Source organism: Sphingobium sp. HWE2-09 (assembly GCF_035989265.1).
GTDB lineage: Bacteria > Pseudomonadota > Alphaproteobacteria > Sphingomonadales > Sphingomonadaceae > Sphingobium.
In genome coordinates this window covers 1,917,839-1,939,928 of the sequence record NZ_JAYKZX010000003.1, presented here as the reverse complement: position 1 = coordinate 1,939,928, position 22,090 = coordinate 1,917,839, and the positions used below count along the sequence as shown (strand labels likewise).

The following is a 22,090-nucleotide window of genomic DNA, read 5'->3' as shown; positions in this document are numbered from 1 at the left end:
ATAATCACCTGACCTACCCACATGGGTATTCTCAAGCGTCCGTGTCCAGCCGACGCTGTGTCGATGGCAGAGGGTTCATTGAGCGCATCATGCAACAAGAAGGTCGTTGTGACGCAGCTTTCCTGCCTTCCACGCGAAAATGGCAGAGGGCTAGGCGGGGCAGAGTGCCATCTTGAAGTCTTGCGCTGAGCTATTTCTGGAGTTTTCGCGGCCCCTCTCGCCGGTCGCTGCTGACGAGGCACTTGCTGAGAAGGATTGTGCATCTGCGCTTGTGGATAGGAGGAGGCAGCGATGAACGCCAATCCGACCGATAGGGGGCGGCGCATCGATCCGCTCTCGACGGCGGTAGGCGATCTGCTTCAGCTTCTTGGACGCCTCGCTATGTCGCCGGTCTTTCTATTGAGCGGCATCGCCAAGGTCGAGGATCCAGTCAGGTTCAAAGCCTGCATGGTTGCGGCTGGGATCCCGTTGCCGGTGGTGGCGCTAGTGGTTGCAATCCTTATCGAGACGATCGGAGGTGCGCTCATCGCAATAGGATACAAGACGCGAGAAGTTGCAGGCATGCTCGTGGTGTTCACATTGCTAAGCTGTGCGATGTTTCATGGAGACTTCGCCGACCCAGCGCAGTCGATGCAGTTCTGGAAGGAGGTGGCGATGGCCGGAGGCCTTCTTCAGCTTGCTGCACTGGGTGCCGGGCGTTGGAGCGTGGATTTCAACTAGCCAGTATGTCCGGTATTTTGTCGCGTGACGCGGTCGCCAGGTTGAGAGAGGTTGGCTTCATGCGGGCTCAATCCGCTTCACGTCCAGAACATCGAAGTCGGCACGAGTGCCGAAGACCCGGACACGCTGGCCAACCATATGGCGGTAGCGGCAGGACGGATCCAGACGCCACTGCCCGCCGCCGTCCATCCTGAGTACGGGATAGACCCCGACTTCGAGCAGAATGCCGGTCTCCTCGTGGTGCGACCCGCGTGCCATTTTACTTGCCCTTGGAGGAGGGGGACAACGACCCGACAGGATCGTAAATCTGGTTGAGATATGCCGCGATCCTGATGCCTGCGCGCTTCAGCCTGTCATCCAGTTCGGCCCGATGCTGGAACGCATAGTCCCACGAGAGACTGGTGTCGGCGGGATAGATCGTCTTGCGAAGCGCGATGCTTTCATGAATCCAGACCGATGGGGTCGGCACTGTCCATGCGATCGTCTGCTCTGGCGTGATCGAGCGCGAGAGCCATCCAGCATATTCCGAATAGGACAGCGCGCGCTGCTCGATCATCCCGGAATCCCAGACCGAATGCAGGTTCGATGCCTTGCCGAACCAGGTGACCTTGAAGTCGTTGCCACCGCGATCATCGCCGCCGCCAGCATGGAGCGGCTGATGGAGGTCGCCGATGATGTGGACGATGAAACGCAAGGCAAGACGCTTATCGTCCATGGATGCCTTTTGATCACGGAGCGTTGCGGTGAAGCGGGTCAGGGCTGTCATCGCATCTCCTTCGACCGGCGCATCGGATGCCTTATAGTCGTCGCCCTGACGGACGGTGACGTAATGCCAAGGGCTCGCCTGCTTCTGCCAGAAGGGCGCCGGATTGGACTTCTGATCGTCCGGCCATGTGGCAGCTTCCGCCAGATCCTCACTGCCCAGAAGGACACGAACGTTGGCACGGGCGACGCCACTGAGGTTCTCGTCAGCGATGGCACCTGTGATCCTGTGACCTGTAGGTCCCCAGGCGAGCGCGGGTGTAGAAAGGGTGAAAGCAGCGAGAATGAGGAGAGGTTTATGCATGACAGCGTCATGCCTTTAGAATGAAGAAAAGCAATGCTTTCACGCGGCGCCGGGGGAGGGAGGCCGCTCCTTTGCCGGCTAATCTGTATGGCGCCGCGTTCAGCCCATCATACTCATCGCGGCCGCGATGCCCTCTTGCAAGACTAGGACACGGCCTGGTGCGGATCAGCAGGTCTTGGGTCGCAGCAGGTCTTCCAGCCGAACAGGGGCATAGTCCTGCGCATCCACACCGACATCGAACTGGCGGGGCATGGGCTTCAGCTTGCCATGGCTGTGGCCGTGCAAATTGATGGACCCACGATGCTGACCGCTCCATGATCTAAAGGGGTAGTGACATAGAACGAGCCTGTAATCGTCGATCTCAATTTCGGCATAATGGGTCACGCTGGCCCATATGTCGGCATCAGCGAAGCCGTCGTCATCGTTATTGCCGCGCACCAGATGTTTGATGCCGTTAAGGGCTTGGATACGCGAGATATGCGCCGCACCTCGCGCGACATCGCCGAGGTGCCAGACGGTATCGTCGGGGTGGACCACCTCGTTCCAGCGCGTCGAGATATGGGCATCCATTTCGGCAACAGAAGCAAACGGGCGCTTATGGATGTTGATCGTGCGGTGATCGCCAAAGTGGGTGTCAGCGGTGAAGAGGATCGCCATGAGGGCTATGTCCATGAATGTGCGAGAACAGCGGCCAGCCCGCCGATGGCGATCATCATCTGCGAGGGCCTTATGCGTGCAAAATGGGCGGGTGCGTCTCCAGCTTTCGCGGCGTGAGCGTCGAACATTGCAACCAGGGCATAGCCCGCAATCAGAACCGCCAGCGCGAGGATCGGCTGATCCGCCCAATGCAGCACCAGCGCGATGCCCGCTGGTAAGAAGTAGAGCAGCATAGTCGCGATCGCCGCAGACGTTGATGCTGCTGGGTCGCCGAACCCGAAGCCGCGTCGCACCCCCGCGACGAACGCAAGTATGAGCGCGCCCCATAAAATGACCAAGTCCCGCGCAACGCCTGGCCATGGCGGCGGCATCAACCAGACGCCGACGGCGGCGGCGAGAAAGGGCAACATCGGTCCATAGCCGAAGATCACGCTGTCGAGCGGGACTTTGTCCTTCGGTCGTGACGACGAATATTCTTTCATTCGGGTGCCAGCGCGGCCGCAACAGGCTCGGATGGTGCAGCCTCACCGCGCGAATAGGTGCCGACCAGCACGCCGGCGCCAAGCACTTTGCTAGTCATCGCCTCGATCAGGTCAGAGCGCCCCGGATCATCCCCTGTTTCTACAGGTGCGCTCAGAGCGAAAAGCTGAAATACATAATCATGATTGCCATGACCCGTAGGTGGATCTGGCGGCAACCACGCGCGCGCTCCGTAGCTGTTGCGGCCTACAAGATCGGCAAGCAGGCTGTCCTCTGCTATCTCGCCTTCCCCAATGCGGCCCTGATCCGCTGGCATGTTCTGGACGATTGCGTGGACGAGCGGATTAGGGGCGGGGGCATCGGGATCTTCCACGATGAGCGCAAGGCGTGTGGTGCCTTCCGGCAGTGCAGCCCATAGCAGCGGAGGTGACATCCCCGAGCCATCGGCGGTGAAGCGGTCGGGCAGGCGGCCTCCAGCTGCAAACGCCGTGCTGGAAAGGTCGATCATGGGTGTATTCACGCTGACCCCCGCCTTCACGATCGACAGCTTCTCATGCCCCGCGCGGACATTGGAGAAGAGCTTTCCCATCCAGGCAGGCACATGTTCGAGCATGATCAATCTCCTCCGTTGACGAAGGAGAAGCGCCGCCGGGCCGAACCCGTTCCCTGTGTGGGAGGCACGAGCGCGGAGAAAAGTCGGGCTGACGCGTTATGCCATCATGCTCGTGTTTCTCGACTTCGAAGCCTCCTCCTTGAGCAAGCGCAGCTATCCGATCGAGGTCGGCTGGGTATTCGAGGACGGTCAGGCTGAGGCCTATCTGATCCGGCCCGCACCTGACTGGACAGATTGGGACGGAGAGGCCGAGGCGATCCATCACATTGCGCGAGAGCGATTGCTCGAAGAAGGCACGCCGCACGATGTCGTCGCGACCCACATGGTCGAGGCGCTCGACGGGCGTGACCTGCTGGCGAGCGCACCCTCATGGGATGGCAAGTGGTTGAGCGCCCTGCTGCGCGCTGCGGGATTGCCGCGTCACCGGCTTCGCCTGCGTGACAGCGACGACGCGATGCGGGAGACCGCCGAGAGCATCTTGCGGCCCGTGCTGCCGCCTGACCGACTGGCTGCTTCCGTCGGCGACATCATTGCCGAGGTAGAGGCGCTGGTGAGGGTCAATACGCCAGCGCATCGGGCGCTCGAAGACGCCCGAGCCGAGCGAGCGCAATGGCTTGCGGTGCGTGATGCGGCAACGCGCATGGTAAAGAACATGGTTCAGGCGAGGCGAGAGTGATGAACGGCTCGTCTCGTCAGGTCGTCGGCCCATGAAGATCGCGACCTACAATGTGAACGGGATCAACGGACGGCTGGCAGTGCTGCTGCGCTGGCTGGAGCTTGCCGAGCCGGACGTCGTGTGTTTGCAGGAATTGAAGGCTCCTGACGAGCGCTTCCCGCAAGCCGCCCTCCGCGACCTTGGCTACGACGCGATCTGGCTCGGGCAGAAGAGCTGGAACGGCGTCGCGATATTAAGCCGCGTCGGCGAAATCCACGAGACGCGCCGGGGACTTACGGGAGAGCCGGAGGATGTTCAGAGCCGTTACATCGAAGCGGCGGTGAACGGCGTGCTGATTGCTGGTCTTTATCTGCCCAACGGCAACCCGCGCCCCGGCCCGAAGTTCGATTACAAGCTGCGCTGGTTCGACCGGCTACACGATCATCTCTCGACGCTCGTCTCGCTCGATGCGCCGGTGGTGATCGCTGGCGACTTCAACGTCATGCCGACCGATCTCGACGTCTATGTGCCCGATCGCTGGCGGGATGACGCGCTGTTCGCGCCGGAAGTCCGACAAGCCTATTCCCGGCTGCTTAAACAGGGTTGGACCGATGCGCTGCGGCATCTTCATCCCGACGAGCGCATCTACACCTTCTGGAAATATTGGCGCAATTCGTTCGAGCGCGATGCAGGCCTGCGGATCGATCATGTCCTGCTCAACGACAAGGCCGAGGCGCGGCTCATCTCGGCGGAGGTCGATCGCCGTCCGCGCGGCTGGGAGAAGACCAGCGACCATGCGCCGGTCATCGTGGAGCTCGCCGACAAGCCGAAGCGCAAGCGGAAGGCCTAGCGCTGTTCTTCGGGGAGGCTCGCATACCATTGGGCATAGGGTCCGGTGCGAGTCATATGGCGATTGAGGTCTGGCGCGCCATCGTCCCACCAGACCGGGCCGCGCTCGCCAAGCGCCACCTTGGCGCGATCGACCGCTTCATGTGCGGCTGTTTCGGCGGCATGATCGGCATTGCGCCTGGCGGCTCCGACCGCGCGTCGCGCATCCATCAGTTCCTTGACCAGACGCTCGCGCAGCTCTGGCTCGAGCGCAGGGTTGCTCGTGCGCCAGAGCCGCCCGCGCACCACGAAATACCGTCCGTCGGGTGTTGTAGGGTAAGATCGACCGTTCACGCCAGGCGGCCCTTGTCCGACAGGCTGCGGAATGTGATCGACCAGCGCGGCACCTCCATGGGCGCGATGCTATGTTCCCAGCCGTGCCGCACCTCACCCGAAAGATGATAGAAGGAGCGCGGCGGCAGCGAGACCTTGGCACGCTCGAATCCGGCGGCGTTCCGACGGCGCAGGCGCAGGACGGCTTCATTGCCAAGCGAGATGCCGACGACATGCTCGAACACCGGCCTGTCCTTGTGCCAGCCGATGCCCCCTCCCGGATCATAGCGGATCAGCAGCGCCTGGACGAGATCATTTGCCGCAAGGCCAGCAAAGGCAGACGCCCGTTGTCGCACATCGAGGAGCCAGTCGGGCATCGGCTCGGCGGGTGCGAAGCGGACATGTTCGAAATCATAGTTCCAGCCATAGGAGTAGGTGAGGCGCTTGCCCGTCCATTGCTGGAAGCGAAAGGGGGTGAGGGCGGCGCCATCGATATGCCTGATGAGCGCAGCTTCCTCAGCGTCGGTCAGCATGGCTTCCCGCAGAGCGAGCCCGGGAACGGCAGGTGTGTCGAACAGTTCGAACATCGCGGTCATTCAAGCCATTGCGTGGCGGTGCGGGGGACGGTCGGTCTCATGCGCTCATGAAGATATAGGGCCCGCCGCTGCCGATTGCAGGGGTGCAGCCGCTTGCGACAGGCCGCCCCGAGTTCGCACCTGCCGCACAATGCCGTTGTAAGCTGCATGCATGCCCTGGCTGCGCCCGATTTCATGATCCGAGCCTGCTGCGTCCCAGAAGGCGACCAGCCACTCGTCAGGGCAATGACCACGCAGCACCCAGAGAGCAAGCGCGACCCCGCGCGTGCGCGCTTGGCTCTTCATGGCCGCTGCCTCGCGCAGCACATCAAGCGCACGCATGATCGTTCCTGCCGAGCTCACCGTCATTTCAGTGGAAGTCATGGCTGCGGATGGGCAGGAGCTCACCCTGCGGGGCACGCGTGGTGAATGGCGGCGAGGACAAGGTGCGACCGCTTGGAAATGCCGGGTCGCGTGGATCGGGCCCACCGCCATGCGAGGCACCGTCGCCCCGGCCTGGTGCAACGGTGAAGTCCATCCGTCCGATCGAACGTAGCATCGCGTCATGATCGACGATGCGATCGCAGATGATGTGGATCACCTCGCCTTCCTTTTGCAGCCGTCCCCGCATGGCGATCATGGAGGCGGACATCACCTGCCGGCGATAGGTCTCGAACCGGTCGGGCCAGAGGATGCCCTGCGCGACACCGGTCTCGTCTTCGATCGTGACGAACAGCACGCCCTTGGCGGAGCCGGGCCGCTGGCGCACGAGGATGACGCCCGCCACCTCGATGTTGCGCCCATCACGGATCGAGGGAAGATCGGCGCAGCGCACGATCCGCATGGCGTCGAGCTCAGCGCGCAGGAATTGCAGGGGATGGCCGCGTAGCGACAGCTGGGTGGAGCGATAATCCTCGACCACCTCGCGGCCGGCGGTCATGGGTGTGAGCGCCACATCGGGCTCCAACCCCTCCGGCGAGAAGAGACCGGCGCGGGCATCGGCGGCTGCGAACAGGGGCAGGGGTGCTTCGCCAAGGCCCTTCACCTTCCACAGGCCCTGCCGCCGATCCTGCGCGAGGCAATGGAAAGCGTCAGCTTCGGCCAGGCGCTCGATTGCGGCGCGGGGCACCCTGGCTCGCCGCCAGACATCCTCGACGCTATCATAGGGCGCTGGACCACGCGCGGCGACGATGGCCGCGCTATGGGCGTTGGCCAACCCACGCACGTTGCGGAACCCCAGGCGCACCGCCAGATAGCGCCCGCCTGTCTGTTCCAGCGTGCAGTCCCAATGGCTATGGTTGATCGAGACAGGACGCACTTCGACCCCATGATTGCGCGCGTCCCGCACGATCTGGGCGGGCGCATAGAAGCCCATTGGCTGCGCGTTGAGCAGCGCGGCGCAGAAGACGTCGGGATGATGATATTTCATCCAGCAGGACGCATAAGCGATCTTGGCGAAGGAGGCGGCGTGGCTCTCGGGGAAGCCGTAGCTGCCGAACCCCTCGATCTGCTTGAAGGTGCGCTCGGCAAATTCCTTCGAATAGCCGTTGGCGATCATCCCGCCGACCAGCTTGTCGTAGAAATGGCTGACCCCGCCGGTGAGCTTGAACGTCGCCATGGCGCGGCGCAGCTGGTCGGCCTCGACCGGCGTAAAGCCAGCGCCGACGATCGCGACCTTCATCGCCTGTTCCTGGAAGAGCGGGACACCCAGCGTCTTTTGCAGAACAGCCCGCAGCTCGGGCTTGGGATATTCCGGCGTCTCCTTGCCTTCGCGGCGGCGAAGATAGGGATGGACCATGTCGCCCTGGATCGGGCCGGGACGCACGATCGCGACCTGGATGACCAGATCGTAGAACTCGCGCGGCTTCATGCGCGGCAGCATCGACATCTGCGCCCGGCTCTCGATCTGGAAGGTGCCAAGCGTGTCGGCCTTCTGGATCATGCTGAACACGCGAGGATCATCGTCCTGCAAGTCGGCCATGGTCTTTGTGACGCCCTTCTCCTGTTCAAGCAGGGTGAAGGCGCGGTTCATGCAGCCGAGCATGCCAAGACCCAGCACATCGACCTTCATGAACTTCAAGGCGTCGATGTCGTCCTTGTCCCATTCGATGATCTGCCGATCCTCCATGCGCGCCGGTTCGATCGGCACCAGATCGTCGAGCCGGTCCTGGGTCAGAACAAAGCCGCCGGGATGCTGGGAGAGGTGGCGGGGCGTCCCGATCAGCTGGCGGGCAAGGTCGAGCGTGAGCTTGAGGCGATGATCCTCGGCATTGAGGTTGAGGCTCTCGATCTGCTCCTGCGGAATGCCGTCCATCGACCAGCCCCAGACCAGGCCAGTCAGCATCTTGGTGAGATCGCGTGGCAGGCCAAGCGCCTTCCCGACTTCTGCAACGGCGCCGCGGGTGCGGTAGCGGGTCACCACTGCCGTCAACGCCGAGCGGTCGCGGCCGTAGCTCTCATAGATCCACTGGATGATCTCCTCGCGCCGCTCATGCTCGAAGTCGACGTCGATGTCGGGCGGCTCGCGCCGCTCGCCCGAGACGAAGCGCTCGAAGAGCAGTTCATGTTCGATCGGATCTATCGATGTGACACCGAGGAGAAAGCAGACGCAGCTATTGGCCGCCGAACCACGCCCCTGGCACAGAATGCCGCGCCGCCGGCTTTCCGCGACGATCGAATGCACCGTCAGGAAATAAGGCGCATAGTCGAGCTCGGCGATGAGCTTTAGCTCATGATCGATCTGCTGGCGGTAGCGCTGCGGTACGCCATCGGGAAAGTGAAGGGCTGCGGCCTGCTCCGTCAATGCCGCCAGCGCTTCCTGCGCGGTGCGGCCCTCCATCACCTGCTCATAGGGATATTGATACTGGATTTCTCCAAGGTCGAATGTGCATTGCGCGGCGATGTCGGCGCTCGCCTGGATGGCATCGGGGAAAGCGGCGAAGCGCCGTTCCATCTCGGCCGGTGATTTGAGGTTCCGGTCCATGAAGCGCTCGCGCCGGAAGCCCAGCTCATCGATGGTGCATCGCTCGCGGATGGCGCTCACGACATCCTGCAACGGTCGTCGTTCGCTGCTGTGATAGAGAACATCGCCCGTGGCAACGCAGCGAACGCCCTGGGTATGCGCGAGCGTGTCGAGCCGATGCAGCCGATCGGCGTCGTCCGGGCGCCGACGCAGCGACAGGACGCAAAAGCCGCGTTCGCCAAAGACGGCGTGCAGCTCGCGCAAATGATCAGCGGTCACCGCGTTCGGCATGTCGGGGATGAGGATCGCGACCATGTCGTCAGCATGCGCTACGACGTCGGCCCATTCGAGAATGCAACACCCTTTGCCGCCGCGGGCCTTGCCGATCGAGAGGAGGCGCGTCAGTTGCGACCAGGCGGTGCGGGTCCGGGGGTAGAGCAGCAATGCGCGCCCGTCGGTGAGGTCGACCCGGCTGCCCGGGATCATGCGCACGCCGGTCGCCTTCTGCCCCGCCCAGCCACGCACCACGCCGGCCACCGAAGCTCGGTCGGCAAGCCCCATTGCACCGTGCCCCAAAAGCGCCGCCGCCGAGAACAGTTCTTCGGGTGAGGATGCGCCGCGCAGGAAGGAGAAGTGGCTGGTGACCTGCAGTTCGACATAGCTAGTGGCAGGGATCAGGTTGGCACTCATCCGAACAACCCGTGCAGGTGCCAGCTTAAGTCACCAGTGTCGGGATCGACGCCGTCGCCGCGTCGGAACAGCCAGAAGCGCTCGCCCCCCTGTGCCTCAACCCGGAAATAGTCCCGCACCGCCCATTTCTCGACATCGGCGCGCCACCACTCGCCATGAATGCGCTCGGGGCCGTCGCCCGCCACGACGTGATAATCCTGCCGCCGCCAGGTAAACCGGCGCGGCGGGTGGTCGGGCATCAGTGCGACGACATTGGACAGAAGTTCGGGTCGGCGCAGCAAGCGCACGGGGCGTTTCCATCGCGGCCAGCCTGTTGGCGTCAACAGCGGTTTTATGCGCCTGGCGGCGCGTTCGGGCACATCGCTTTCATGGGCGGTCAGACGAAACAATGCAGCTTCCCCGGCGCGCGCGCTCAGCTGGTCGACAAGCGGCGCAAGATCGCGCCCCTTGCGCGATGTTTCGAGCAGCGCGCCCATGGTTTCGGCACCAAGTGGTTCGTGATGGGGCACGGCCAGATGCATCGTTTCGATGCCGAGGCCAGGCTCGAGTTGCGCAAGCCTGAGCCCGAACATGCGCTTCAAGTGCCTGGAATCGCGCGTTGCACGTGAAGCGCCGACCATCAGGCGCTGGGGCTCGCCATCCACCCGCACCGCTGTGAGCAGGACCATGCGCGCGCCAACTCCACGCTCGAGGAGCACGGCCACCAGATCGTCGACAAGGTCGGAGATGACCTGCGCGATGCTTTCGGGAGTGCCGATGGGCTCGAGCAGATGACGCGTCACGAGCGGTGCTTCCGTTGGCACGACAGGGACGATCGGTTCAGCCATCAGCCCTCGCGCCTGATCCAGCCGCTCGACTGTCCTGAGCCCGAGCCGACGGGCAAGTGGCCCACGCGGCATGGGGTAGAGATCGGCGATGCGTTCGATGCCGAACCGGGCCGCCGAGGCCAGTGCCTCTGGTTCGAGGCGGAGCGCGCCGAGCGGCAGATCTGCGAGAGCTTGCGCTTCCTGGCCAGACGCAAGCAGCATGCTATCGCTAGTGCCAAACCGCGCCAGTGCATGAGCAGCACCGGGCGTGGCGGCAATCGCGATGCGACCGGTCAGGCCGAGGCGCTTGAGAAATGCGAGCAGCCGACGGCAGAAGCGCTCTTCGCCGCCGAACAGGTGGGTGGTGCCGGTAAGGTCAAGCCAGAGGCCATCCTTACCCGATACGCTTGCAGTGGGTGTCCAATGCCGCGCAGCATGAAGCGCCAGCCGATCAAGCAGCGCGTGATCTGCGTCCGGGTCGGCGTCTCTGACATCGAGATCGGCTACCAGCGCGCGGGCATGCGCCGCGACCATGCCGGGGCGCAGGCCAAGGTCGAGCGCCACCGGGCAGGCAGCGGTGATGACATCGCGCTGCCCTGTCCGCAGAACGAGCACGGTGGGGCGTCCCCAAAGCGTTGCCCAGCTGAGCTGCGGCGCGGACGTCGCGCTACCCACTTCGTCGGACGGCATCGCCTTGAAGGGATGTTCGGCATGCTCGCTGCGTCGTCCCATCTCGCGCATGGTCGGTCGCTGATGCGCAGGCAGCGCGTCGATCGCTGCCTGCGACAAGCGACCACTGATCGCCCCGTCCCGCGCCCATCGCGCGCCTGGCCGCCATCCACCGCCCCGTGGCACGGAGCATGCGCCCGGATTGTCATCTACAGCTTCCGCAAAGCGCGGCCGGGGCCCTGCGTTAGGCAGCGCGGTTGATGGCGCCGTCCTGCGCAGCCGCTCGATCGCGAGATGGGGCAGGAAGAGCGAGGCGACCCTTGGCATCGCACGCCTCCAGTTCGAGGGAAAAGGGATCGCCATTGCGCTGGCGGACAAGCGCGACCTGCCAGCGGGCGCGACCGACGCCTGGCCAGGGCAGTCGCTCCGATGGCGCGCAGCCTATGCGCCACCGCGTCATGGCGGAGGAGGGCGAGGCGAGGGGGCAACGATCGCGCGACCGATGGCGACGGTAGAGGAGGATGGGTGTCTGACCGTCCGAAGCGGCCAGCTGCAGCCGCCGGGTCGCAGTCATGTCGGCAGACTTCACCTCCGCTATCACGCAGGCAAGCGATCCATCGCGCAACGCATCCTCTGCGATCGCAAGGATGTCTACATCCTTGCGGCCCTGCGCGTAGAGCAGCTTATCCGGTCCAAGACCGACCTGTTCCAGCCCGGGCGCATAGAGATCGAAGGCCGTCATCGCCCAGCAGACGGTCTGGCCAGCATCTGCCGCGAACCGCGCGGCTATGCCGGCGAGAAAGAGCGTGGCGGCGGCGTCGTCATTGAGACTGGATGAGGCGGCGGCAAACTCATGAAGACCAGCGCCGTCAACGCCCCCGCTGGCCAGCCTTTCGTCCATGAGCTCAATGCCGAAGGGCAGGCTTAGCGTCGATTGGCCACGCGTCCGCATGACCGCTTCACGCAGCTTTGCAACGGGATCGGCCGCCGACGAGGCGGGAAGGGGCGAACGAACGGACATGGGAACATCGACTCAAATGTTCCCTTTATGTTCCTTACACAACCGAGGTTCGTCAAGGCGACAATTTTGCCGATGTTCCACTTCAAACTGTTGCGTTTTTGGACGCCGACAGCATCTGCTGAGTCGCGGCGTCTCGCCCGCCGTTGAAGAAACGGTGCAGCACATTGTCGATTAGCTGCGATGGCTCCGCTGCCTCGAACAGGGTGAGGGACGAACGCAGCTTCATGGCGTCGGTTGTGCCGAAAACGGCGACAGGATCATCCGTGCCGAGCGCGTCGACGGCCTCGATGCAGGTGCGGTAGCGGGGGCCAAGCACCGGGTGGGATAGATAAGTCCGGGCCTCATCGAGCGAGGCGATGCCATAATGCTGCGCCATCGCGCTGTGGCCGAGGCCGCGCAGCTGCGGGAAGATGAACCACATCCAGTGCGAGCGCTTCTGGCCTGAGCGAATTTCAGCCAGGGCGGTGTCGTAGCTGTCGGACTGCGCATCGACAAAGCGGGCGAGATCATGCGCTCTCACAGGACAAGCGCTCCCTGCGCTGGCGGGGCTCCATAGACCTGGGTCACCGGCAGGCTTCCCTGCGGAAGCCAGCGCAGCACCTGGGCGGCCGGCACCGTTGGATCGAGCCAGTCAGCCCACTGGTCGCGGGTCAGCGGAACAATCTGGCGGTGGTGATAGGGGGCAACGTCGGGCCCGGCGTCCATGGTCAGCATGGTGAAGGCTTCACCCACCGCGCTCTTGCGCCAGATGCGCCAGATGCCGGCGATGCAGAACCATGGATGGCCAGCCATGGTGAAGAGCCATTTATTGAGCCGCTTCTGTTTGGGCTCGGAAGGATCGGTGAACTCGTAAAAGCCATCTGCTAGGATCAAACACCGATGCGATTCAAACTGCCGGCCCTCGCTGCGGAAATTGTAGACCGGCTTGCCCTTGGGGCTTGGCCAGCTCCAGCGGCGGTTGACGAGTTCCGCCGCACGAGGCGCTCCTTCGACAGCGCGAACGATTGGCGCCATGTCGGTGATGCGGATATCTTCGCGCGCGGGCACATTGGGCGCCCCTTCGGGCATTGTGATCTTGATCGACAGGTTATCGAAGTCCTCGACGATCGATGCCAGATCGACCAGCAGCCGGTAGTCATTGCACATCGATTGCTCCTGCCGATCGTTCCCTGTATGTTCGCGCCATGGACTCGAAAGCCATACCCTTCGACATGGACGCCGTTGCAAGCCGCCGTGCCATCATTCGGCGCAATCCAGATGATCCACAAGAGATCGAGATGATCGAGGCGGCCTGGGGTTCCAATCCCCACTTCAGCGATGGCGTGAGCTATGAATTTATCCGGGCGGAAGGGAAGCGCTTTCCAACAAACCGCTGTCTCGTCGCAGCCTCTGAGTTCCACATCCGTAATGGCGATAAGAAGTTTCGCGCGTTTCGTGAGGATGGCAACTTCTTCTACCTCGCCGCGATTTGGGAGCCGGCCATGGGGGACTGGCCGGTCAGCTACCGGATCATCACGGTCGATGCCAATCCCGAGATCATCCGTTACCAAGCGCGGCATGGGGCGGTGATCGAACGGCGGGATGTGCAGAAGTGGTTGAGTCATGCTGTGCCGGAGGATGAACTAATCGTAACGCCGCCGTTCGGCACATTTCTGGTGGAAGAGATACTGACCTTGCCGCGACAATCGAGCTTCGCGCTTTAGTTGATGCGGCGTTGCGATGATGCCCTTTGCATAGCTAGCTTGAGGCAAGTCCAGGGATCGTCACGGTGACTCTCGATGGGTTGAGAGGTATTATTCGGTTGTCCGTGACTGACAGGTTGCATTGCAACTCGCCGATACTGAGCGGAAATGCTCACAGTCCGCAACCCCCGTGCGGGAATACACGCAAGCAGCCGATCGACTGGCAACGGATGTCTCAGGTGAACATCGGCCCGGACCTTTCCCCCACATGCGTACCGTTGCTTGGGAAATGTCGATGCTGCGCGAGAGTGGCACGTTCTGCATATCAACAGTGAAACCGAAAAGGGCGCACATCAGCAAGACTGAGCAACGAGTCCGTCGACGGGCTGATTAGGCGAGATGGGCATGGTGCTGCGCGCTCGATTTCGAGCACATTCGCCGCCATCATCGCCCCCCCTAAAGTGTCAGGCGGTGTCTGATAGATCCGCCTGTCCCCCGATTGACACCGGCAATCCAGATCGACTAGTCAGCAATTGCGAATTAGTAGCATATAAATGGCACTCTCGTCCATGAAGAGCCCAACAATCCGTGGATGGTTCCTAGTCCACAAATGGTCCAGCCTTGTCTGCACCCTGTTCCTGCTGATGCTCTGTATCACCGGGCTACCGCTGATATTTCACGACGAGATTGATCGCTTGACCGGCGAGACCATGCAGTTCGGGATGCCGGGTGTGGGTTCGTCGAGCAACAGCCCGGGTCTGGTGCCGCTCGACCAGATGATGGAGAAGGCTTTGGCGGCGCGCCCGGGTGAGGTCCCGCTATTCATGGCATTCGATAACGACCAGCCCTCGATGACGATCACGACGGGTCCGCAGCCGAACTCGCCGGGCGCTGAGATGACCATCCAGGTTTTTGATCGCTCGACCGGCCGCCGGATCGGTCAGGAGGACGAGGAGGGCGTGATGCACTTCCTTCTCGAGCTGCACACGGACATGTTCCTCGGCCTGCCGGGCGAACTGTTCCTCGGCGGCATGGGCCTTCTGTTTATCGCCGCGATCGTATCGGGCGTGGTCCTCTACGCCCCGTTCATGCGCAAGCTCGCGTTCGGCACGATCCGCACGTCGCGTAGCACCCGGCTGAAGTGGATCGACTATCACAACCTGCTGGGCATCGTGGCGGTGGCATGGATGGTCGTCGTCGGAGTCACCGGCGTCATCAACACGCTCGAGAAGCCCATCAACCAGCTGTGGCGCCGCAACGAGCTTGCCGCGCTGACGCGGGAATATGCCGGCAAGGGGGCACTCCCTCCATCGCGCTATGGATCACTGGACAGTGCGATGGCCGAGGCGCGCAAGGCGCTTCCGGGCAATAACCCCCAGTTCATCGGTTTCCCGGGTGGCAGCTTCAGTTCGAACCACCACTACGCCGTGTTCTTTCAGGGCGACACGCCGCTGACCGAACGCCTGCTGACGCCCGCGCTGATTGACGCCGAGACCGGCACTTTCACGGCTGCGCGCACAATGCCCTGGTATAACAAGTCGCTCTCCCTCTCCCGTCCGCTGCACTTCGGCGATTATGGCGGCCTGCCGCTCAAGATCCTGTGGGCCGCGCTGGACCTTATCACGATCGTGATACTCGTTTCGGGCCTCTACCTGTGGCTCGGGAAGCGCGGAGCCTCGCCCGCTGCGCACGTGCGCGAGGTGGAGACCGGCGGTATCTCGGCGCCCGCTGGATGAAGCGATCACCGCAAGGTCTGACTGCGATCTTCGCAGGGCCGATGGCGATCGGTTTCCTGAGCGCTGTGGCGCTGGTCGCTGCGCTGACCGGCGACGGATGGCGGGATGTGCTTTCATGGGCGGGCCTAGCCGTGCCCGTCCTCACTGTGGCTTGGGCGATGAAGGCCCGCCGTTCCTAAAAGACCTGCGCGCGGGACAGCCGCGCCAATGGGGGATTGAATTGATGACGACCCGCTTATGCACCGCCCTTCGCCTGACGCTTAAAGCGTCGGCCATCGCATTGGCGATGCCGGCACAGGCGCAGGATGCCGATCAAGGTGCCGAGCAGAGCGCCGACAAGATCATCGTCACCGCGCAGCGGGAGAACCAGACCGGCGTGACACACGGGGGGAGTATCGGTGTCCTTGGAAACAAGAAGGCCGAGGACGTGCCGTTCGCTGTCAAGAGCTACAACAGCGCGCTGATCCTCAATCAGCAGCCGCAAACCCTCGGCCAGGTGCTTGACAACGATCCCTCCGTGCGCACCAGCTACGGGTTCGGCAACGCGGCCGAACAGTTCGTAATCCGCGGGTTCGCGCTGGCGGGCGACGATATCGGCTTCGATGGTCTCTACGGGATCACCCCGCGGCAGCTGATCGCGCCCGAGCTTTATGAATCGGTGCAGGTGCTGAACGGATCTAGCGCGTTTCTAAACGGCGCGGCACCGGGCGGGACGGCAATTGGCGGTAGCGTAAACCTCATGCCCAAGCGCGCAGGCGCGAAGCCGCTCACCCGGCTGACGGCCAACTACACATCGAGCGCCCATTTCGGTGGGAACTTCGATTTCAGTCGTCGCTTCGGCGCGAATGGCGAATGGGGCGTGCGGGTCAACGGTGCTGCGCGCCGGGGCGACGTCGGGATCGATAACGAGTTCCGCAGCGCGTATCTGCTTGGTGGGGCGATCGACTATGATAGCGGCCCGCTACGCCTGTCCCTCCACCTCGCATATCAGAAGGTCCGCGTGAACCAGCTTCGCCCAAAGTTGACGCTACCCGCGGCGATCACCGCGATCCCAAGAGTGCCGAAGGCGGCCGCGAATTATGGTCAGCCCTACTACTTTACGGACCTTCGTGACATCTACGGTCAGTTCAGAGCGGAATATGACCTGGCCGATAATACGATGGTCTACGCGGCCTTCGGCGCGCGTGACGGATCCGAGGACGGATACTACAGCACGCTCTCGCTGCTGAACGCCACGACTGGGGCCGCCTCCGTCTCGGGCTCGCGCATTCCCCGCACCGACAACAACGAGGCGCTGCAGGCGGGCATTCGGGTGAAGCTCGCCGCCGGTGGCATCACGCACGAGTTCAACTTCGGTGGGACGATGAACTGGCTGGTCAACCGCAACGCGTTCGAGTTCTATGCGATCTCGTCCGGCACGAACAACATCTACGATCCCGTCACCGTCCCCGAGCCGGGGACCGTCACGTCGCGCGGGGGCAACATGGCCGATCCGTTCCCCATCTCGCGCATCCGACTGCTGACGACGTTCGCATCGGACACGGTTGGCTTCCTTGATGACCACATCCTGCTGACCGGCGGCCTGCGCCTGCAGCAGATCACGGTGAAGACCTATGCGGCGAACGCCATCCCGAACCGCGGCATCGCGGCTGGCGGACTTTCCGCCGAGTACAGCAAGGATGCGGTCACGCCGGTGGTCGGACTGGTTGTCAAGCCGGTCGCCGGCCTCTCGCTCTACGCCAATCGCATCGAGGCACTGGTTCAGGGTGCGATCGCCCCGGCGATGAGCGGCGGGTTTAATATTGTGAACGTGGGCGAGGCGCTCGAACCCTACAAGTCGACGCAGTACGAGGTCGGCGGCAAGCTCACCTTTGACTCGGTGACCGCAAGCCTGTCGTTCTTCACGACCGATCGCGCCACGCAGATCCTGGAACGCGTGCCTGCTCCGCCTGCCAATTCAGCAAGGTTTGTGGCCTCCGGCCTGCAGCGCAACCGCGGCATCGAGCTAAGCGTGCAGGCGGAGCCGGTTGACGGCCTTCGCGTCATTGCCGGTGGATCTGTCATCGACGCTCGCCTCCGCCGTCAGACCAACGGCCTTAACGAGGGCAACAAGGTCTCGGGTGTCCCCGACTATCTGATGAACGGCAATGTCGAATGGGACATTCCGTTTATTCGAGCGCTTACGCTGACCGGTCGCGTCGTCTACACCGGCGACCAGCCCGCCAACAATAATAACACGCTCGAGTTGCCGAGCTGGACGCGGTTCGATGCGGGTGCTCGCTACGTCGCGCTGGTGGCGGACAAGCCGCTCACGCTGCGGTTCAGCGTCGATAACATCACGAACAAGCGCTATTGGGCGACGGCCTTCGACAGCTCCCGACCTGATCTTCTCCAAGGCGCACCGCGCACCTTCAAACTGTCGGCATCCATCGACCTTTAAGGTGCGATCGGAAATGCCGCGACCGATCAGCTCCGATACCGTTTTCCACCTGTTCAACGGAGGGACCCTTAACAATCGACGTGCGTGTTGCACGAGACATTCCAAGAAAAGAAGCTCCGCTTCCGATGCGACTGGCGCAGCAAGCATATCGGAATTTAAAAGTAAGCACCGGAGTGAGCGACGTCGGGGGAGGGGCCTACTGCGGCATTGGCTACCAATAAGAAGGATTATTTATGGCTACCAAGCCCGAACTAGCCCGCACTCCCGAGGATATCGTCCCCTCGCTGCTCGCGCACTTCAATTCGATGGACGTCGACATCATGTGCGGATTCTACGAGCAGGATGCAATCCTGATCAGCGCGAATGGCGAGAGCCAGCGCGGCATCCCGGCGATTCGCGAGGAATTGTTGAAATACTATAGCGTACAACTCCCGATGGTCATTATCCCGCGGCATGTGTTCGTTGCCGACACGATCGCGTCGCTCGTCCTCGACTGGAACATCGTTGGCAAGACGCCGACCGGTGAGGATTTCCACATGGTCGCGACCTCGAACGACATTGCCCGCCGCGGAGAGGACGGCCACTGGCGCTACATCATCGATAACCCCTTCGGTACGCAGGTCCGCCAGCTCGGCTGACGCGAGCATGAACACTGCCCGAACCTAGGCTCGAAGATACTCCCCCCAAGATGGCCCCAAACCCAAACCATAACTCCGGAGATCCCGCTGCACGAGGCTTCGCTGACCGCGAGGCGTGCCTCGCGGCCATCGCCCGGCGTGATCCAAAGGCCGACGGGCGGTTCTGGTATTCCGTCACAACAACTGGCATCTTCTGTCGGCCGTCCTGCCACTCGAAGCGCGCGCAGCCCCAGCACATCCAGATCCATGACACGCTGAATGACGCGCGCGCGACTGGCTTCCGCGCATGTCGCCGGTGCAATCCGGAAGGTCCCAGCATCATTGAGCAGAACGATCTGATCGTCGCCGCTGCATGCCGCAGGATCGAAGCGGCCGAAACTGAGCTGTCGCTCGCCAAGCTGGCAGATGGCGCGGGGCTCAGCATCAGCCACTTCCACCGAGTCTTTAAGGGCGTTACCGGTGTTACGCCGCGCGACTACGCTTTCGCGCAGCGCGCCATCCGCGTCCGCAGGGGCCTAGCGCGCGGCAAAACTGTAACCTCGGTCCTCTACGAGGCCGGATTCAACTCCAGCGGGCGCTTCTACGAGAAGTCAGGCTCCATGCTCGGTATGACGCCGACCGCTTACCGCAGCGGGGGCGTAAATGAGACCATCCGCTTCGCCGTGGGGCAATGCTCGCTGGGAGCTATCCTTGTCGCGTCCAGCAAGCGCGGGGTCGCCGCCATTCTCATCGGCGACGATCCCGGATTGCTCCTCGCGGACCTTCAGGACCGATTTCCGAGCGCTAACTTGATAGGCGCGGACCACAGATACGAGCAGTTAGTCGCGCATGTTGTCGCGCTTGTCGAGAATCCGCGCCGTGGCCATGACCTTCCGCTGGACGTCCGCGGTACGGCCTTCCAACAACGTGTTTGGCGCGCGCTGCTTAACGTGCCGCCAGGCGAGACCGTTTCCTATGCGGAGTTGACAGATCGCATCGGAGCCCCCAAATCTGTCCAAGACGTCGCCAGCGCCTGCGCGGCAAATAACTTGGCGATCGCGATCCCGTGTCACCGCGTGGTCAAAAGCAACGGATCATTCCTCGGTTATGCGTGGGGAATTGATCGAAAGCGGCAGCTTCTCGATCAGGAGCGCAACACTTTTGACGCAGCGTAAGCTCCGTCGACGTCCATTGACAGATAGCTGTGAAAGGCCCCCAGAGGGATGTGACAGGATGCGGAATCGCAATCGACGCAGCTTCGAATTGACGGTTTGGCGGCAGGGCGAACAGACCCTCGCGCTCGAAGAAGCGCAGCGATAGCTTCAGCACGCGTTGCTAGATGGTGAGCGAAGTTCAACTTTGACCCGCCAATGGGCTGACCTTAAGCTCGCACGCACTGTGATGGTTGTCGGAAAAGCTCTGACGTCGGTTTCCAGTCATAGCTGATGTTGGAGGAGCGACGTAGTATCGGCGGATTTACGGGCGCTTTCCGCGGCACCGTTGCCTGTCTCCGCCTGCGAAGTGCAGTTGGGCGGCGAAAGACCGGACACGTCCGTAAATCGCCCGAAATGAGGGTTCCGTCGCGTGTGACGTTTTGGCGGTGACCGTCCGACGCCTCATACGGCCGAACCCATGGCAGCTTCTTTGCTAGTTCGCAGCCGCGATTGTTGCTTGACGAGCGATGAGCTGCCAACCAGCCTTCCGCTTCGCCCAGATATCGGTGAATGGTCGCATAACTTGCTTGCCAGCGCCTGGCCCCTTCAACGGGATCATCGTGTCATACCCCATAATCACAGTCACCTCTGGCTTTTCGCCGACGAAGCTGATGTGCTTGTGAAAGTCTCGATAGTCGAGGAAGTCTTGCTCCATGACGCGGATCACCTCCTCGCGTCCGATCACGGTGTTGTTTGGAGAATTGACGACGAAATCTTCAGCCCAGACAGCTCTAACTCCTGTAGCGTCATGAGCCATCATGGCCTTTCCAAGTCTTCCATAGGCCGCACCGATCTCGGGAGGCATTCGATCGCCGGGAGCGAGTTGGGCGGGAGCGGGCGAGGCGAGTAGCGCCCCTAGCAACATGGTCGTTCTGAGCATCCGCTTTTTCCTCGATTTAATATGCAGTTTCCGCATTCGCATCAGTCACGGAAGAGGAGGGGCGCAAATTCGCGCAGACTGCGTCGCCACGATTGGAACTCGTGGGCAGTGTCCTGCGACACATAGAAGACGCTGGGATAGCCTGCCTTCTTGAGCGCATCGGATTCCGCGAGCGGATTGCGCCGGGGCGTTCCTGCAGGTCCACGGGCAAAGCCACCGTCCAGTTCCCGGCTGCCGAAGCTGACGAAGACCAACTTCACCTTGTCCTTGAAGCCCGGCATCTTGTTGACGTCGTCAAGCGAGAAGCTGCCGCCGCTGAACAGACCGATATGGGAAAACTTGTCGAGGTTTGCGGGCGCAATCGCCTTGGTCTCGAAGCCGCCCATCGACAAGCCCGCAAGTGCGCGATGCCTCTGATCCGACAGGGTGCGGAAGTGCGTGTCGACGAAGGGGACCAATTCGTTCACCAGTACGGTCTGGAACGGCTTGATGTCGAAGCTGGGCAAGGTGCCAGGCCGCGCGTCGTTCGTCATGCCATATGTCATGACGATGATGAACGGCCGGGTCTTTCCGGCGGCGATCAGGTTGTCCATGATCAGGTTGGCGTGGCCTTGATTGGACCAAGCGGTCTCATCCTCGCCCCAGCCGTGCTGGAGATAGAGAACCGGGTAGCGTTCCTTGAGCTTCGCATCGTAGCCCGGCGGCGTGTAAACGAATGCGCGCCGCTGCGTGCCCGTGCTGGGAGAGGGGAAGAGGACTTGTGAAACCTGTCCATGCGGCACATCCTTGAGCGCATAGAAGTCGGCATCCCGCGCGGGTACTTCGATCCCACTTTCCCAGCGGATGCTACCGTAGAAGTTGAGGGTGCCAGGATCGTTGAAGGTGCCGCCATCGACATTGAGATGATAGTAATGGAAGCCTTGGTCGAGGGGACCTTCCGAGGTGCCCATCCATGATCCGTCCGGCGCTTTTGCCAGCGTCGTGCCGCCCCTTCCACCAAGGCCCAGCGTCGCACGTACCGCCTTGGCCCCAGGTGCGATCACCTTGAACCGGACATATCCTTGGGAGTTGACCTGGGGATAAGCCTGCCCAGGCTGATTGAGGGTGGAGGGTTTGAAATCCTCAATCACCGCAGATGCGGGTGCGGCAGGCGTCGCTGCGGGCTGAGCCAGTACGCGGCTGCTCTCGACCATCAAGGCAAGGCTCACGATCAAGGCCCGCTTCATGCCATCCTCCCTGAAATCCTATAGATCTTATTACTCAGACTTTATGCATCTGTGTGGATTAGGCAAGCACCCAGCACCTCATCGCCGACGCATTTCCAGAATAGGCCGCCCTTCCAGCATTTTCGATGTAACGGCTTGGGAATCGCCATGAAGTAGGCGCGGGAGGTGCGCGTGCTGTCCATCAACGCTATCTCGAAGCTGCCGCGAAGGGGCCGATCAA

Annotated in this window: 24 protein-coding genes; 9 read left to right on the top strand and 15 right to left on the bottom strand. The window is 62.4% G+C overall.

All coding sequences use genetic code 11. The features are described from left to right. The first annotated feature begins 291 nt into the window (after positions 1-291). Positions 292-720: a DoxX family protein gene (locus U5A89_RS14855; protein ID WP_338161840.1), complete on the top strand. Its 429-nt coding sequence runs from the start codon at positions 292-294 to the stop codon at positions 718-720. A 57-nt stretch (positions 721-777) separates the two neighbouring features. Here the strand turns inward: U5A89_RS14855 and U5A89_RS14850 are convergent, their stop codons facing one another. The 5 genes from U5A89_RS14850 to U5A89_RS14830 form a co-directional block, all read right to left on the bottom strand. After that, positions 778-978, bottom strand: a complete 201-nt coding sequence (locus tag U5A89_RS14850; protein WP_338161839.1) for a DUF5818 domain-containing protein — start codon at positions 976-978, stop codon at positions 778-780. Between the two features lies 1 nt (position 979). Continuing rightward, positions 980-1,786 carry a S1/P1 nuclease gene (locus U5A89_RS14845; protein ID WP_338161838.1) on the bottom strand — a complete coding sequence of 269 codons (807 nt, stop codon included), beginning with the start codon at positions 1,784-1,786 and terminating at the stop codon, positions 980-982. Positions 1,787-1,951: 165 nt separating this feature from the next. Next, entirely contained in the window at positions 1,952-2,443 is a 492-nt protein-coding gene (locus tag U5A89_RS14840; protein WP_338161837.1) for a metallophosphoesterase, read from the bottom strand. Between the two features lie 5 nt (positions 2,444-2,448). Then, complete coding sequence (locus U5A89_RS14835; RefSeq protein WP_338161836.1) at positions 2,449-2,925, bottom strand: DUF3429 domain-containing protein; 477 nt, start codon at positions 2,923-2,925, stop codon at positions 2,449-2,451. After that, the gene (locus tag U5A89_RS14830) at positions 2,922-3,536 is read right to left on the bottom strand and encodes a YbhB/YbcL family Raf kinase inhibitor-like protein (RefSeq protein WP_338161835.1); all 615 of its coding nucleotides are present in this window, start codon (positions 3,534-3,536) and stop codon (positions 2,922-2,924) included. The genes U5A89_RS14835 and U5A89_RS14830 overlap by 4 nt, the downstream gene beginning before the upstream one ends. 106 nt (positions 3,537-3,642) lie before the next feature. Between U5A89_RS14830 and U5A89_RS14825 the strand changes: the two genes are divergently transcribed. Continuing rightward, on the top strand, positions 3,643-4,212 hold the full coding sequence (locus U5A89_RS14825) for a 3'-5' exonuclease (RefSeq protein WP_338161834.1): 570 nt from the start codon (positions 3,643-3,645) through the stop codon (positions 4,210-4,212). Positions 4,213-4,243: 31 nt separating this feature from the next. Further along, a complete protein-coding gene (gene xth, locus U5A89_RS14820) occupies positions 4,244-5,041 on the top strand; it encodes an exodeoxyribonuclease III (protein ID WP_338161833.1) in 798 nt (265 codons plus the stop codon). On the opposite strand, the gene U5A89_RS14815 is transcribed toward xth, so the two are convergent. The 8 genes from U5A89_RS14815 to U5A89_RS14780 form a co-directional block, all read right to left on the bottom strand. Then, positions 5,038-5,373 (bottom strand): hypothetical protein, encoded by a 336-nt coding sequence (locus tag U5A89_RS14815; protein ID WP_338161832.1) that lies wholly within the window; start codon positions 5,371-5,373, stop codon positions 5,038-5,040. The two genes, xth and U5A89_RS14815, sit on opposite strands and share 4 nt — an antisense overlap. After that, complete coding sequence (locus U5A89_RS14810) at positions 5,370-5,948, bottom strand: alpha-ketoglutarate-dependent dioxygenase AlkB (protein ID WP_338161831.1); 579 nt, start codon at positions 5,946-5,948, stop codon at positions 5,370-5,372. The genes U5A89_RS14815 and U5A89_RS14810 overlap by 4 nt, the downstream gene beginning before the upstream one ends. 45 nt (positions 5,949-5,993) lie before the next feature. Then, positions 5,994-6,311, bottom strand: coding sequence for a hypothetical protein (locus U5A89_RS14805; protein WP_338161830.1), 318 nt, complete (start codon positions 6,309-6,311; stop codon positions 5,994-5,996). Beyond that, a complete protein-coding gene (locus U5A89_RS14800) occupies positions 6,298-9,579 on the bottom strand; it encodes an error-prone DNA polymerase (RefSeq protein ID WP_338161829.1) in 3,282 nt (1,093 codons plus the stop codon). Before U5A89_RS14800 ends, U5A89_RS14805 begins: the two co-directional genes overlap by 14 nt. Continuing rightward, positions 9,576-11,174: a Y-family DNA polymerase gene (locus tag U5A89_RS14795; RefSeq protein ID WP_338161828.1), complete on the bottom strand. Its 1,599-nt coding sequence runs from the start codon at positions 11,172-11,174 to the stop codon at positions 9,576-9,578. The genes U5A89_RS14800 and U5A89_RS14795 overlap by 4 nt, the downstream gene beginning before the upstream one ends. A gap of 124 nt (positions 11,175-11,298) precedes the next feature. Then, positions 11,299-12,075, bottom strand: coding sequence for an ImuA family protein (locus U5A89_RS14790; RefSeq protein WP_338161827.1), 777 nt, complete (start codon positions 12,073-12,075; stop codon positions 11,299-11,301). Between the two features lie 82 nt (positions 12,076-12,157). Then, positions 12,158-12,595, bottom strand: coding sequence for a DUF1810 domain-containing protein (locus U5A89_RS14785; protein ID WP_338161826.1), 438 nt, complete (start codon positions 12,593-12,595; stop codon positions 12,158-12,160). After that, positions 12,592-13,221 (bottom strand): SOS response-associated peptidase, encoded by a 630-nt coding sequence (locus U5A89_RS14780; RefSeq protein ID WP_338161825.1) that lies wholly within the window; start codon positions 13,219-13,221, stop codon positions 12,592-12,594. Before U5A89_RS14780 ends, U5A89_RS14785 begins: the two co-directional genes overlap by 4 nt. Before the next feature lie 38 nt (positions 13,222-13,259). On the opposite strand from U5A89_RS14780, the gene U5A89_RS14775 reads away from it, so the two are divergent. From U5A89_RS14775 to ada, 6 genes are all read left to right on the top strand, one after another. Next, positions 13,260-13,778: an SOS response-associated peptidase family protein gene (locus U5A89_RS14775; RefSeq protein ID WP_338161824.1), complete on the top strand. Its 519-nt coding sequence runs from the start codon at positions 13,260-13,262 to the stop codon at positions 13,776-13,778. 548 nt (positions 13,779-14,326) lie between these two features. Next, entirely contained in the window at positions 14,327-15,493 is a 1,167-nt protein-coding gene (locus U5A89_RS14770; protein ID WP_338161823.1) for a PepSY-associated TM helix domain-containing protein, read from the top strand. After that, complete coding sequence (locus tag U5A89_RS14765; protein WP_338161822.1) at positions 15,490-15,672, top strand: hypothetical protein; 183 nt, start codon at positions 15,490-15,492, stop codon at positions 15,670-15,672. Before U5A89_RS14770 ends, U5A89_RS14765 begins: the two co-directional genes overlap by 4 nt. Further along, entirely contained in the window at positions 15,645-17,933 is a 2,289-nt protein-coding gene (locus U5A89_RS14760; RefSeq protein ID WP_338161821.1) for a TonB-dependent receptor, read from the top strand. The genes U5A89_RS14765 and U5A89_RS14760 overlap by 28 nt, the downstream gene beginning before the upstream one ends. A 233-nt stretch (positions 17,934-18,166) precedes the next feature. Continuing rightward, complete coding sequence (locus U5A89_RS14755; protein WP_338161820.1) at positions 18,167-18,571, top strand: YybH family protein; 405 nt, start codon at positions 18,167-18,169, stop codon at positions 18,569-18,571. Between the two features lie 50 nt (positions 18,572-18,621). After that, the gene (gene ada, locus U5A89_RS14750) at positions 18,622-19,725 is read left to right on the top strand and encodes a bifunctional DNA-binding transcriptional regulator/O6-methylguanine-DNA methyltransferase Ada (protein WP_338161819.1); all 1,104 of its coding nucleotides are present in this window, start codon (positions 18,622-18,624) and stop codon (positions 19,723-19,725) included. Between the two features lie 472 nt (positions 19,726-20,197). On the opposite strand, the gene U5A89_RS14745 is transcribed toward ada, so the two are convergent. Beyond that, positions 20,198-20,644 (bottom strand): nuclear transport factor 2 family protein, encoded by a 447-nt coding sequence (locus tag U5A89_RS14745; protein ID WP_338161818.1) that lies wholly within the window; start codon positions 20,642-20,644, stop codon positions 20,198-20,200. Positions 20,645-20,685: 41 nt separating this feature from the next. Further along, positions 20,686-21,870, bottom strand: a complete 1,185-nt coding sequence (locus U5A89_RS14740) for an alpha/beta hydrolase-fold protein (RefSeq protein ID WP_338161817.1) — start codon at positions 21,868-21,870, stop codon at positions 20,686-20,688. Positions 21,871-22,090: the final 220 nt, after the last annotated feature.

Bases quoted from the DNA above. Each gene is read 5' to 3' on its own strand.
- U5A89_RS14810 (WP_338161831.1), bottom strand. From the start codon at position 5,948: ATGACCGCGATGTTCGAACTGTTCGACACACCTGCCGTTCCCGGGCTC.
- U5A89_RS14790 (WP_338161827.1), bottom strand. From the start codon at position 12,075: ATGTCCGTTCGTTCGCCCCTTCCCGCCTCGTCGGCGGCCGATCCCGTT.
- U5A89_RS14800 (WP_338161829.1), bottom strand. From the start codon at position 9,579: ATGAGTGCCAACCTGATCCCTGCCACTAGCTATGTCGAACTGCAGGTC.
- U5A89_RS14740 (WP_338161817.1), bottom strand. From the start codon at position 21,870: ATGAAGCGGGCCTTGATCGTGAGCCTTGCCTTGATGGTCGAGAGCAGC.
- U5A89_RS14850 (WP_338161839.1), bottom strand. From the start codon at position 978: ATGGCACGCGGGTCGCACCACGAGGAGACCGGCATTCTGCTCGAAGTC.
- U5A89_RS14770 (WP_338161823.1), top strand. From the start codon at position 14,327: ATGAAGAGCCCAACAATCCGTGGATGGTTCCTAGTCCACAAATGGTCC.
- U5A89_RS14855 (WP_338161840.1), top strand. From the start codon at position 292: ATGAACGCCAATCCGACCGATAGGGGGCGGCGCATCGATCCGCTCTCG.
- U5A89_RS14845 (WP_338161838.1), bottom strand. From the start codon at position 1,786: ATGCATAAACCTCTCCTCATTCTCGCTGCTTTCACCCTTTCTACACCC.
- U5A89_RS14755 (WP_338161820.1), top strand. From the start codon at position 18,167: ATGGCTACCAAGCCCGAACTAGCCCGCACTCCCGAGGATATCGTCCCC.
- U5A89_RS14840 (WP_338161837.1), bottom strand. From the start codon at position 2,443: ATGGCGATCCTCTTCACCGCTGACACCCACTTTGGCGATCACCGCACG.
- xth (WP_338161833.1), top strand. From the start codon at position 4,244: ATGAAGATCGCGACCTACAATGTGAACGGGATCAACGGACGGCTGGCA.
- U5A89_RS14765 (WP_338161822.1), top strand. From the start codon at position 15,490: ATGAAGCGATCACCGCAAGGTCTGACTGCGATCTTCGCAGGGCCGATG.
- ada (WP_338161819.1), top strand. From the start codon at position 18,622: ATGGCCCCAAACCCAAACCATAACTCCGGAGATCCCGCTGCACGAGGC.
- U5A89_RS14825 (WP_338161834.1), top strand. From the start codon at position 3,643: ATGCTCGTGTTTCTCGACTTCGAAGCCTCCTCCTTGAGCAAGCGCAGC.
- U5A89_RS14775 (WP_338161824.1), top strand. From the start codon at position 13,260: ATGGACTCGAAAGCCATACCCTTCGACATGGACGCCGTTGCAAGCCGC.
- U5A89_RS14745 (WP_338161818.1), bottom strand. From the start codon at position 20,644: ATGCTCAGAACGACCATGTTGCTAGGGGCGCTACTCGCCTCGCCCGCT.
- U5A89_RS14805 (WP_338161830.1), bottom strand. From the start codon at position 6,311: ATGACTTCCACTGAAATGACGGTGAGCTCGGCAGGAACGATCATGCGT.
- U5A89_RS14780 (WP_338161825.1), bottom strand. From the start codon at position 13,221: ATGTGCAATGACTACCGGCTGCTGGTCGATCTGGCATCGATCGTCGAG.
- U5A89_RS14835 (WP_338161836.1), bottom strand. From the start codon at position 2,925: ATGAAAGAATATTCGTCGTCACGACCGAAGGACAAAGTCCCGCTCGAC.
- U5A89_RS14830 (WP_338161835.1), bottom strand. From the start codon at position 3,536: ATGCTCGAACATGTGCCTGCCTGGATGGGAAAGCTCTTCTCCAATGTC.